This is a genomic window from Luedemannella helvata (genome assembly GCF_039528415.1).
Classification (GTDB): domain Bacteria; phylum Actinomycetota; class Actinomycetes; order Mycobacteriales; family Micromonosporaceae; genus Luedemannella; species Luedemannella helvata.
The window spans coordinates 1-11,644 of the sequence record NZ_BAAALS010000056.1 but is presented as its reverse complement, the minus strand read 5'-3'; the positions used below and the strand labels follow the sequence as shown (position 1 = coordinate 11,644).

At 71.2% G+C, this 11,644-nt stretch carries 9 protein-coding genes; 4 read left to right on the top strand and 5 right to left on the bottom strand.

Features of this window, described 5'->3' with window-relative positions; all coding sequences use genetic code 11:
• A partial coding sequence (locus tag ABD191_RS28040) for a polysaccharide deacetylase family protein (RefSeq protein ID WP_344088686.1) occupies nucleotides 1–1,276 on the top strand: 1,276 nt, incomplete at its 5' end.
• Between the two features lie 54 nt (nucleotides 1,277–1,330).
• Here the strand turns inward: ABD191_RS28040 and ABD191_RS28035 are convergent.
• The 3 genes from ABD191_RS28035 to ABD191_RS28025 form a co-directional block, all read right to left on the bottom strand.
• On the bottom strand, nucleotides 1,331–2,338 hold the full coding sequence (locus tag ABD191_RS28035) for a glutathione S-transferase family protein (protein WP_344088683.1): 1,008 nt from the start codon (nucleotides 2,336–2,338) through the stop codon (nucleotides 1,331–1,333).
• A gap of 146 nt (nucleotides 2,339–2,484) precedes the next feature.
• Nucleotides 2,485–3,051, bottom strand: a complete 567-nt coding sequence (locus ABD191_RS28030) for an NADPH-dependent FMN reductase (RefSeq protein ID WP_344088680.1) — start codon at nucleotides 3,049–3,051, stop codon at nucleotides 2,485–2,487.
• A 96-nt stretch (nucleotides 3,052–3,147) separates the two neighbouring features.
• Complete coding sequence (locus ABD191_RS28025; RefSeq protein ID WP_344088678.1) at nucleotides 3,148–5,739, bottom strand: glycoside hydrolase family 9 protein; 2,592 nt, start codon at nucleotides 5,737–5,739, stop codon at nucleotides 3,148–3,150.
• A gap of 173 nt (nucleotides 5,740–5,912) precedes the next feature.
• Between ABD191_RS28025 and ABD191_RS28020 the strand changes: the two genes are divergently transcribed.
• Nucleotides 5,913–6,899 (top strand): GlxA family transcriptional regulator, encoded by a 987-nt coding sequence (locus ABD191_RS28020; RefSeq protein WP_344088675.1) that lies wholly within the window; start codon nucleotides 5,913–5,915, stop codon nucleotides 6,897–6,899.
• Nucleotides 6,900–6,902: 3 nt separating this feature from the next.
• On the opposite strand, the gene ABD191_RS28015 is transcribed toward ABD191_RS28020, so the two are convergent.
• Nucleotides 6,903–8,462 carry a methyltransferase domain-containing protein gene (locus ABD191_RS28015; protein WP_344088672.1) on the bottom strand — a complete coding sequence of 520 codons (1,560 nt, stop codon included), beginning with the start codon at nucleotides 8,460–8,462 and terminating at the stop codon, nucleotides 6,903–6,905.
• A gap of 51 nt (nucleotides 8,463–8,513) precedes the next feature.
• On the opposite strand from ABD191_RS28015, the gene ABD191_RS28010 reads away from it, so the two are divergent.
• Together ABD191_RS28010 and ABD191_RS28005 are read left to right on the top strand one after the other, a co-directional pair.
• Nucleotides 8,514–9,074, top strand: a complete 561-nt coding sequence (locus ABD191_RS28010; RefSeq protein WP_344088669.1) for a helix-turn-helix domain-containing protein — start codon at nucleotides 8,514–8,516, stop codon at nucleotides 9,072–9,074.
• 165 nt (nucleotides 9,075–9,239) lie between these two features.
• Complete coding sequence (locus tag ABD191_RS28005) at nucleotides 9,240–10,400, top strand: glycoside hydrolase family 12 protein (protein WP_344088666.1); 1,161 nt, start codon at nucleotides 9,240–9,242, stop codon at nucleotides 10,398–10,400.
• Between the two features lie 84 nt (nucleotides 10,401–10,484).
• On the opposite strand, the gene ABD191_RS28000 is transcribed toward ABD191_RS28005, so the two are convergent.
• The coding region (locus ABD191_RS28000; RefSeq protein WP_344088663.1) for a polysaccharide deacetylase family protein at nucleotides 10,485–11,644 on the bottom strand (1,160 nt) is incomplete at its 5' end.

Below are 11,644 nucleotides of genomic sequence, written 5' to 3'. Positions count from 1 at the left end.
CGGCGGCACCACCCCCACCACCAGCAGCGGCGGCGGCGGCAACACCGGCGGCAGCAGCGGCTGCACCGTGAGCGTCACGCGCGCCGACGAGTGGTCGGACCGGTTCAACGTGAACCTCGCCGTCAGCGGCAGCAACAGCTGGACCGTCGGGATCAACCTGGGCAGCGGCCAGAGCCTGCAGAACAGCTGGAACGCCAACGTGACCGGCTCCTCCGGGACGCTCACCGCGACCCCGAACGGCTCCGGCAACACCTTCGGCATCACCCTCTACAAGAACGGCAACAACAACACGCCCACGGCCACCTGCAACAGCTCAGGCGGTGGGGGCACGACGCCCACGACCTCCGCACCGACGACCACGAGCAGTGGCGGCGGCGGTGGCGGGTCCAGCTGCTCGGCCGGCTACGTCGCCCTGACCTTCGACGACGGGCCGAACACGGGCACGACCAACCAGCTCGTCAACACCCTGCGGTCCAACAACGCGACCGCGACGGTCTTCCCGACCGGCCAGAACGCCCAGAACAACCCGTCGCTCATGCAGGCCTACAAGAACGCCGGCCTGCAGATCGGCAACCACAGCTGGGACCACCCGCACCTGATCAACATGAGCCAGTCCGACATCCAGTCGCAGCTCTCCCGGACCCAGCAGGCCATCCAGCAGACGGCCGGCGTCACCCCGACGCTGTTCCGCCCGCCGTACGGCGAGAGCAACCAGACGCTCCGCAACGTCGAGTCGTCCCTCGGCCTCCGCGAGATCATCTGGGATGTCGACTCGAACGACTGGAACAACGCCAGCGCCGACGCGATCCGGCAGGCGGCCAGCCGCCTGACCAACGGCCAGATCATCCTCATGCACGACTGGCCGGCCGCGACGCAGCAGGCCCTGCCGAACATCCTGCAGGACCTGCGCAACCGCAACCTCTGCACCGGGCACATCTCGTCCAGCACGGGCCGGGCCGTGGCGCCCAGCAACGCGGGCGGGGGCGGCACCACGCCGACCACCTCGTCGGGCGGCGGCAGCAGCTGCTCCGTCAGCGTCACCCGCGCCGAGGACTGGAACGACCGCTTCAACGTGACCCTGTCGGTCAGCGGCAGCAGCTCGTGGACCGTCCGGATCAACCTGGGCAGCGGCCAGAGCCTGCAGAACAGCTGGAACGCCAACGTCTCCGGCACCTCGGGCACGCTCACCGCGACGCCCAACGGGGCTGGCAACAGCTTCGGCATCACGCTCTACAAGAACGGCAACAACAACACGCCTACGGCCTCCTGCGCGTAGCGCTCACGCACAACGGTCGGGGGTGTCGGCGTCAGCCGGCACCCCCGGTCCGCGTCAACGGCCCTGCTCGGCCAGCGGCGGGACGGCCTCGCCGGCGGGCGGCGGCGGGGGCGGCGTGCCGTCGCCGAACGGGCGCCCGCCCAGCTCCTCGCGGCCGTGCGGGGTCAGCCAGCCGTCCAGTGCCGGCCCGGCCGGCACGATCCCGGTCGGGTTGATGTCGCGGTGCACGACGTAGTAGTGCCGCTTGATGTGGTCGAAGTCGATCGTGTCGCCGAAGCCGGGCGTCGTGAACAGGTCCCGGGCGTACGCCCAGAGCACCGGCATCTCGGTGAGCTTGCTCCGGTTGCACTTGAAGTGCCCGTGGTAGACGGCGTCGAACCGGACGAGCGTCGTGAACAGCCGCACGTCCGCCTCGGTGATGGTGTCGCCGACCAGGTAGCGCTGCCGGGAAAGCCGCTCCGACAGCCAGTCCAGCGCGGTGAACAGCCGGTCGTAGGACTCCTCGTAGGCCTCCTGCGCGCCCGCGAAGCCGCACCGGTACACGCCGTTGTTGACCTCGGTGTAGACCCGCTGGTTCACCTCGTCGATCTCGCCGCGCAGCGCGTCGGGGTACAGGTCGGGCGCGCCCGGCCGGTGGTACGCCCACCACTGCGTGCTCAGGTCGAGGGTGATCTGCGGGAAGTCGTTCGTGACCACCTGGCCGGTGGGCACGTCCACGATGGCGGGCACGGTGATCCCCCGCTCGTACCCCGGGACGCGGGCCTCATAGGCGTCGCGCAGATGCGTGATGCCGAGCACGGGGTCGCGGCCGTCCGGGTCGAGGTCGAAGGTCCAGCTGCGCTCGTCGTGGGTGGGGCCGGCGACACCCATGGAGATCACGTCCTCCAGGCCGAGCAGCCGGCGCACGATGATCGCCCGGTTCGCCCACGGGCAGGCGCGGCTCACGACGAGCCGGTACCGGTCGGGCTCGACCGGGTACCCGTCCTTGCCGTCCGTGGTGATGCGGCTGGTGAGGTAGCGCCGGTCGCGCTCGTAGGCGCCGCCCTGGTTGACGTAGACCATGAGACGGCCACTACCCGCGCGGAGCGCTCCTCGAACCCGGTACGAGAGGTCTCCGCCAGCTGACCGTCGTCGCCGGGCCGCTCGGAACAGGCTGCGCACCACCGTCCGACGCCGTTGGCGTCCGGCTGTGCACAGTAGATCGACAGTTACCGCGGCAGCACGGTCAGTACCCGCACGATGTAGTCGCGAAAATCGTTCATGAAGGCCGCGAGGAAGTCCTCGGTCCCCTTGTTCGTGACGGCGCCGTCGCCCGGGAACAGCTCCGGGGTGTACCTGATGTACGCCTCCGGCGAGGTCATCTGCCGCGCGTTGCAGAAGCTGAGGACGGCCCGCAGGCTCTGCTGCGCCAGCGCCGTGCGGATCTCCCCCGTGGACGCACCGATCATCGCGGTGGGCATGTGGTCGAACGAGTTGCGCCCCCACGGCCGCGACGCCCAGTCGATCGCGTTCTTGAGCGCACCCGGAATGGACCGGTTGTACTCGGGCGTGACGAACAGGATCGCCTGCGACCGGCCGATCGCGTCCTTCAGGTCGAGGCCCGACCGCGGATAGTCCGCGTCGTAGTCGGGGCTGTAGAGCGGCAGGTTGCCGATCGGGATCTCATGGAACGTCAGGTCGTCCGGTGCCACGCGCAGGAGCACCTTCGACAGCTCCCGGTTGATGGAGGTCGACGACAGGCTGCCGACGAAATATCCGACCGAATAGGTACCCATCACCCGATTATCGGCCTCTGCCGGCGACCACGCGGGCGGAGGCCGATAATCGGACCGGGTGAGGCTGGGCGCTTCGCCGCGCCCAGCCTCACGTGCTTACGAACAGGCCGAACCGTTGAGCCGGAACAGTTCCGGCGCCGGGTTGGCGCCGCCCGCGCTCGTGCCGCGCAGCCCGATCAGGAGTGACTTGCCGGGCTTGAGTTGGTCGCCGCCGGCGAGAGTCACCGTGGCCCCCGCCTGGCTCGCCCTGGCGCCCTGCGCGGCCTCGACCCGCTGGCCGCCGACGAACGCGAACGTCAGCTCCCAGCCCTTCAGCGTGGCCGGGCCGGTGTTGCGCACCTCGACGGCGGCGACGAACCCGGTGCCCGAGGGCAGGGCCGTGTAGTGCACGTGGCAGGCGTTCGCCCGGGGCGCCGCCTCGCCGTTGTCCTGGTCGGCGACGAAGCTCGCCGCCCAGGCCAGCGTCGACATCCAGTTGATCGCGATCTCGTTGGTCGCGTACGACTGGGCGTCGTCGATGCTGCACCACTGCGGCCGCGACTCGCAGCCGGCCAGCTTGTCGGCCGCGGTCGAGTCCCACGTCGAGGCGTACGAGTTCGGCCCGCCGCCGATGCTGCCGGGCGGTGGCGGCGGCAGGTCGTCGTCGATCGAGTTCGCGAACCAGCGGTGGTACTGCCGGTGCGTGTCGACCTCGCCGTACCCGGTGATGTACGACCGGTTCAGCGCGTTGCGGCCGAGCAGGTAGTCCATGCCCGAGAGGACGGCGTCGCGGAACTTCATGTCGTTCGTCAGGTCGTACGCGGTCGCGATCACCTGCAGGTTGTTGAGGACCAGGCCGTTGGAGCCCCAGTCGAAGGCGTTGCCGGGCGGGGCGTACGCCAGCGACCACGGGCTCGCGGTCACGTTGGCCAGGTACCTGCGCGCCCCGTCGACGACGGACCTACGTACCCGGTCCCGGTCGGGCAGCGCGTTCGGCACGGTCGCCAGTTCCAGCCGCGCGAGCTGCGCCCGCTGCTGCCAGTCGAAGCCGGTCGCCACCCACACGTCGGCCGCGTGCAGCGGCGAGGCGCGCACCGCGTCCGCGAACCGCTTCTCGCCGGTGGTGAGGTACAGCTCGGCGGCCGCCCAGTAGAACTCGTCGGTGACGTTCGTGTCGTCGTACGGGCCGCCGCCCGCGTCGCCGCCGCCCGGCGCGTACAGGGCGGGATTGGCCAGTGCCGCGTCGTACGCCTTGCGGGCGGCGCGCAGCGCGCGGGTCGCGAACGCCTTGTCGTACGGGGCGTACAGACGCGCCGCCTGGGCGGCCGTGGCGGCCAGGTTGAGCGTGGCGGCCGTCGACGGCGGGTGCAGGTAGCGCGTCTTGTCGCCGGCCGACGGCAGCATCGGGTAGCCGGCCCACGATTCGTCGTGCATCTTGTGGTGCGCCATGCCGGCCAGCGGCTTGCCGTCGGGGACCTGCATCTTGAGGATGAAGTCCAGCTCCCACCGGGCCTCGTCGAGGATGTCGGGCACGCCGTTGCCGCGCTCCGGCAGCCGTACGGTGCCGTCGCCGAGCTTGTCCGCCTGGGCGCTGCGCGCGGTCTTGGTCCGCTCGAAGGCGCTCATCAGCTGGTACGCGGCGATGCCGCCGTTGACGACGTACTTGCCGAAGTCACCGGCGTCGTACCAGCCCCCGGTCACGTCGAGCGCGTAGTCGCACGTGCCGGGCAGGCACGCGACGCTCAGGTCGCCCTTGTTGGGCGCGACCCCGACGTGCCCGGCCGGCCGGGCGTACCCGGGCGCGACGCTGTCCTTGATCTCGATGCCGCTGCGCTGCGGGTAGAACGCCGACAGCGTGTCAGCGCGCAGCTTGTCGTAGGCGGCCGGGGAGATGTCGAACGGGTGGCTGGTCTCCCCGTCCGCGACGAGGGTGAACCCGGTCCCGGCCTTGGTGTACGCGCTGAAGCTGATCGTGTGGGTGGCCACGCCGGACGACGCGTCCACGCCGGCCGGCTTGCTGCGGCCCCGGTGGACGACCTTGCCCTTGGCGTCGCGTAGCTCGAACGCGATCCCCGCCGGCCGGTCCGTGACCAGGGTGGCGTTCTTGGGCCCGTGCGGCAGGTACCCGACCTGGTTCACGCGCACGCGCGGCCCGGTGTCCGGCACGTACGGCGGTTTGACGACGCCACCGACGAGGGAGACGTTGTCGAAACAGAAGGTGGCGTCCTCGTCGTCGCCGCCGAGCTGGAAGGCGAACTGCCCGGACGGGTTGGTCTCCTGCGCGGTGAAGAAGAACTCGTACGCCGTGGGGGTCGCCCCGATCGGCTCCTCGGGCCGGGCACCCAGCGACTCAAGGTACGTCGTGGCGTTCTGCACCAGGATGCGCGGCTTAAGCGGCACGGTGGAGTGGGCGGTGAAGGTGAGCCGGTAGTCCTCGCCCGCCGTGAGGTTGAGGTGGTCGCGCCCCACGATGGAGTCCCACGGGTTGACGAGCCCGCCGGGTACGGGCACGCAGGCCTCGCCGTTCACGATGCTCAGCGGCGAGTTGCCGGTGGACCACCACTCGCCGACGCCGTCGTCGAAATTTCCGTCCGGTATCTGTTCGACCGGGTCGGCGTGGGCGGGGACGCCCACGCCGACCCCGGCGGCGGTGAGCGCCACCGCCATCGCCGCGGCGACGAGCCGCCGGCCATGCCACTGTCCTGGCAAGATCTCTCCCTTTCGCGGACGGATGGACGGCAAGGACGCGGCCATCCATCGATGATCATTGCTCTGAGTGAGCCGACGATAACGGCGGGCGGCGGGCTCCGTAACGACCGTGGCCGCAGTCGTGGGAATCATGGCCTGGCCTGTGGGACGGGCCGCCCGCGACACTGTGCACTGTGGAGCCCCGCCTGATCGTCCTCGTCGCCTATCCGGGGGTGCAGAGCCTCGACCTGTGCGGTCCGCTCGATGTCTTCGCGGGCGCCCAGCGCCTCATCGACCACACAGGGCTGCCGGACCGGGGCTACCGGATCATGGTCGCGGGACCGACCGCCGAGCCGCTGCGCACGGACTCCGGCCTGCGGGTGACCCCGGACGCCGCGCTGGCCGACGTACCCCGGCAGGTGCACACGCTGATCGTCGCGGGCGGCGCGACCGCCACCTATCCCCTCGGCGACCAGGCCCTGATCCACTGGCTGCGCGAGCGCGCCCCGGCCGCCGAGCGCGTCGCCGCCGTCTGCACCGGGTCGTTCCTGCTCGCCCAGGCCGGGCTGCTCGGCGGGCGCCGGGCCACCACCCACTGGGCGGCCGCCCGCGAATTCGCGCGGCTCTACCCCGACGTCGCCGTGGACGCCGACCCGATCTACATCCAGGACGGCAACGTCTACACCTCGGCAGGCGTCACCTCCGGCATCGACCTGTCGCTCGCGCTCGTCGAGGACGATCTCGGCGGCCGGGCCGCCGCGCACATCGCCCGCTGGCTCGTCATGTTCCTGCGCCGCCCCGGCAGCCAGGCACAGTTCAGCGCCCACCTCGCCGCCCAGACCGCCGACCGGGCGCCCATCCGCGACCTGCAACTGTGGCTCGGCGACAACCTCGACCAGCAGCTGACCGTGAAGACGATGGCCGCCCGGTCGCGGATGAGCCCGCGCCACTTCTCCCGGGTGTTCCAGGCCGAGATCGGCCAGACGCCGGCCCGCTACCTGCAGACGTTGCGCCTGGAGGCGGCCAAGCGGCGGCTGGCCGAGTCCGACCTCACCGTGGAGAAGGTGGCCGTCGACTGCGGCTTCGGCACGGCCGAGACGCTGCGCCGCACGTTCATCGACGCGCTCGGGGTGTCGCCGTCGGAGTACCGGCGGCGCTTCCGGTCCGCGGCCGCGCCGTGACGGTCAGCGGCGGCGGGCCACCATGACCGCGTCACCGATGGTGATGTCGCGGCCCTCGGCGTCGGTGACCGTACGCGGCCGGTACTCGGCCACCACGATCTCCCACGCGGCCGGGTCGAGCGCGCCGGCCACGTCGCCGGCCGTGAACATCATGTCGGGGAAGTGCGCCCGGTGGGCGGTCGTGTGCAGGTCGGACGGGTCATGCCCGACGATGAGCAGCGTGCCGCCGGGCGCCACGGCCTCGGCGAGGCGCGCGTACAGCTCCGCGCGTGCCTGCGGTGGCAGGTGCATGTACTGGGCGGTGACGAGGTCGTAGGACGCCGGCTCGGGCGGCGTCACGCGCAGGTCCGCCTCGACGAACTCGATCGTGTCGACGCCGGCCTCCGACGCGTGGGCGGCGGCCCGCTCCAGCGCCGTTGAGGAGATGTCGACCGCGGTCACCCGCCAGCCGCGCCTGGCGAGCCAGACGGCGTCGGCGCCCTCGCCGCAGCCCACGTCGAGGGCCCGGCCGGGCGCCAGGTCGGCGGCCTCCGCGACGAGCTGTGAGTTCGGGTTGCCGCTCCAGATGGTCGGCTTGGCGCGGTAGCGCTCCTCCCAGGCCTCCCGCTCGAACATGGTGTGCACCTGGTGCCGGTACTCATCCACCGCGGCCCGCGTGTCGGCGGCCACCAGGTCGGCGTTGATCGCGGCGCCGGCGGCCACTCCCGACGCGGCCGAGGCGATGACGGTGGCGGCCAGGTCGGTGACGTTGCCGGCCACCCACACCCCGGGCACGGCGGTGGCACCCATGGCCTCGGCCGGGATGCGGCTGCCGTAGACGCGACCGTCGACCACCAGGTCGGCCGGTTCGAGCCCGAGGTCGGCGAACACCTGGGAACGCGCCACGAACCGGGGGGCCACGACGAGCGCGTCCAGCTCGACGACCGCGCCGCTGTCGAGGCGTACCCCGGAAAGCTTGTCCGAGTCGACGAGCAGGGACCCGATCCGCTCGCGCACCACCGGGATCGCGCGGGCGGCCAGCGCCTCGGCGGTCGCCGCGTCAGGCGCCGGCCCTCCGTGCAGGAACAGCAGGACGTGCGGGGTCAGCTGCCGCCACAGGTGCGCCTGGTGCACGGACGCGATGACGCCCACCCGCTGGTCGCGGGTCTCCCACCCGTGGCAGTACGGGCAGTGCAGCACGTCGCGGCCCCACCGGTCGGCGAGGCCGGGGATGTCCGGCAACTCGTCGACGAGCCCGGTCGCGACGAGCAGCCGCCGGGCCCGCACGGCGCGGCCGTCGGCCAGGGTGACGACGAAGTCGTCGGCCCGCCCGGCGACGGCGGCGACGCGGCCGTCGACCAGCTCGCCGCCGTAGTGGGCCAGCTCGTCGCGGCCGGCGGCCAGCAGGTCGGCGGGCGGCGTGTTGTCGCGGGTCAGGAAGTTGTGCATGTGCCCGGCCGGGGCGTTGCGCGGTTTTCCATCGTCGATCACCAGGACCGACCGGCGGGAGCGCGCGAGCGCGACCGCGCCGCTGAGCCCGGCCGCGCCGCCGCCGACCACCACCACGTCATAGGTCTCGTTCATGCTGTTCACCGTGCCTCGCCCCGGCCAGTATCGGCAAGTATTGTTGCCGGTATGGCAATGTCCCAGGTCGGCTCCCACCTGCGCGCGCTGCGCCAGGAGCGCGACATCACGCTCGCCCAGCTCGCCGAGACGACCGGCATCTCCGTCAGCACCCTGTCCCGGCTGGAGTCCGGCCAGCGCAAGCCGACGCTGGAGCTGCTGCTGCCGCTCGCCCAGGCATACCAGGTGACCCTGGACGAGTTGGTCGACGCGCCGGACACGGGCGACCCGCGCGTGCACTCCCGGCCCATCACCCGGCACGGGGCCACGTTCCTGCCGCTGACCCGCCGGCCGGGCGGCGTCCAGGCGTACAAGCAGATCATGCCGCCGCGCGCCCCCGCCGAGCTGCAGACCCACGAGGGGTACGAGTGGATGTACGTCCTGTCCGGGCGGGTACGGCTGCAGCTCGGCGAGCACGACCTGATGCTGGGCCCGGGTGAGGTCGCCGAGTTCGACACCCGCGTGCCGCACTGCGTCTCCAACCCCGGACCGGAGCCGGCCGAGCTGCTCAACCTGTTCGGCCCGCAGGGCGAGCGCATCCACGTGCGCGCCCGGCCCAAGCGGGCGGACTAGGGCCACATCGGACCCCTGTTGACCCCATCACCGGCGAGTCTTAAGTTTATCGATACGACAAACTTCGATCGCGGTTGTCCGGACCGTCCTCCTCCCGGTTCCTGCTGGCCCCTGTCCACCGACGAGCCGTGCGCCCCCGGCAACCATTCGTGGAAGGTCACAGCCATGCCAAGACGTACTCCTGCCCTGGTGGCCGGGGCGGCGGCCCTCACGCTCGCCACCGGGGCCGGCGTCCTCGCGGCCCTGCCCGCCTCCGCCGCCGCCGGCTGCCGCGTCTCGTACGCGGTCGCCTCGCAGTGGCCCGGCGGGTTCGGCGCCAATGTCTCCATCACCAACCTCGGCGACCCACTCTCCTCCTGGACCCTCGTCTGGTCGTACTCGTCCGGCCAGACGGTGACGCAGGCGTGGAACGCCACCGTCACCCAGAACGGCGCGCAGGTCACCGCGCGCAACGTGGACTACAACGGCTCGCTCGCCACCAACGCGAGCGCGTCGTTCGGCTTCAACGGCTCGTGGAACAACAGCGCCAACCCCGCGCCGACGAGCTTCACCCTCAACGGCACCGCCTGCACGGGCGGCGTGTCGGGCTCATCCGCCGCGCCCACCACCCGGCCCGCCACCACGACGCGGCCGCCGGCCACGACCCGGCCGCCGACCACGGGCACGACCGGCGTCCCGTCGGACGCCGTCTGGGTCGCCTCCGGGCAGTGGGATAACTGGCAGAGCGACGGGTACACGGTCTACAACAACATCTGGGGCTCCGGCGCGGGCAGCCAGACCATCTGGGCGCGCACGCCCACGAACTGGGGCGTCATCGCCAACCACCCGATGACCTCGGGCGTGAAGTCCTACCCGCACACCGTGCGCGGTTCGGTCAACAAGACCCTCAGCTCGATCAACACCTTGACGAGTTCGTTCAACGTGAGTGTGCCGGGCAGCGGCAACTACGCCACCACGTACGACATCTGGGCCAACAACTGGGCGTACGAGGTGATGTTGTGGATGAACTACAACGGCGCCGTGGGCCCGATCGCGGAGTCGTACGACGCGAACGGGGCCGTGCCCGCGTTCCGCAACCTGAGTTTGGGCGGGCACACGTGGAACGTCTACCGGGGCAGCAACGGCGCCAACGCGGTGTTCTCGTTCCTGCGGACCAGCAACACCAACTCCGGCACCGTCGACGTCCGGGCCATCCTCAACTGGCTGCGTACCCAGGGCTGGTGGGGTGACGTGAACGTCGGCGAGGTGCAGTTCGGCTTCGAGATCAGCGGGACGAACGGCTCGGCCGCGTTCACGGACAACAGCTACACCCAGACGATCAACTAGTCCCGCTCAGCTGACACAGAACGGCCCGGCAGCCAGCGTGGCTGCCGGGCCGTTGCCCCTCCGCACGAGGCTCTTCTATTGCCCTTACGGGCTGGTGCAGGTCGCTGTCGGGGCCGAGTTGGCGCCGTTCCACGTGCCGAGGAAGCCGAACGTGGTCGAGCCGTTGGCACCGACGCTCCCGTTGTACGAGGCGTTGCGTACCGTCACCGGCGATGAGGTGCCGTTCGCGACGCCGTTCCAGACCTGGGTCAGCGTCTGGCCGTTGCTGAAGGTCAGCGTCACGGTCCAGCCGTTGAGCGCCGCGTTGCCCGCCCGGACGGTCACCTCGCCCTGGAAGCCGCCCGGCCAGGAGTTGACCTGCGTGTAGGTCGCGGAGCAGGCGCCCACCGGGCCGCCCGTGGTGGGGCCAGCCGTCGTCGGACCCGCGGTCGTCGGACCGGCCGTGGTCGGACCCGCGGTGGTCGGACCCGCGGTGGTCGGACCCGCGGTGGTCGGACCCGCCGTCGTGGGCTGCGCGCTGGTCGGGATGACCACGTCGGGCGCCACGGCCCGACCGGTCGACGGCGAGATCATGCCCGGGCACATGTTGCGGCTACGCAGGTTCTGCGCGATCTGCGGGATCGCGCCGACCGTCGTGGCGTACTGGTCGTGCATCAGGATGATCTGGCCGTTCTGCAGGTTCGACGCGGCCTGCACGATCTGCGTCGTGCTGGCGCCGTTCCAGTCCTGCGAGTCCACGTCCCAGATGATCTCGGTGAGGCCGAGCTGCTGCTCGACCGCCTTGAGGGTGGCGTTGGTCTCGCCGTACGGCGGCCGGAACAGTCGCGGCGTCGTGCCGGTCAGCTGGGTCAGCACGTTCTGCGTCTGCTGCAACTCAGACTGGATGGCCGACTGACTCATGTTGATCAGGTGCGGGTGCGTCCAGCTGTGGTTGGCGATCCAGTGCCCGGCGTTGCGCAGCGCCGTCACCAGCGACGGGTTGTTCTGGGCGTTCTGGCCGACGAGGAACATCGTCGCCCTGATGCCCTGCTGCTGCAGCGCGTTGATGAGCGAGTTGGTGTTGCTCGGGTTCGGACCGTCGTCATAGGTCAGGCCGACATAGCCGCCGCTGCAGTTGGTCCAGCCGCTGCCGCCCGTGGTGACCGGCGCGCTGGTCGGCGGGCGGGTGGTCGGGGCGGAGGTGGTCGGGGTGGCGGAGTTCAGCGCGTTGAGGACTGAGGTGTAGGCGGCCTTCTTGTTGCCGT

Bases quoted from the DNA above. Each gene is read 5' to 3' on its own strand.
- ABD191_RS28035 (WP_344088683.1), bottom strand. From the start codon at position 2,338: ATGGTCTACGTCAACCAGGGCGGCGCCTACGAGCGCGACCGGCGCTAC.
- ABD191_RS28030 (WP_344088680.1), bottom strand. From the start codon at position 3,051: ATGGGTACCTATTCGGTCGGATATTTCGTCGGCAGCCTGTCGTCGACC.
- ABD191_RS28015 (WP_344088672.1), bottom strand. From the start codon at position 8,462: ATGAACGAGACCTATGACGTGGTGGTGGTCGGCGGCGGCGCGGCCGGG.
- ABD191_RS28010 (WP_344088669.1), top strand. From the start codon at position 8,514: ATGGCAATGTCCCAGGTCGGCTCCCACCTGCGCGCGCTGCGCCAGGAG.
- ABD191_RS28005 (WP_344088666.1), top strand. From the start codon at position 9,240: ATGCCAAGACGTACTCCTGCCCTGGTGGCCGGGGCGGCGGCCCTCACG.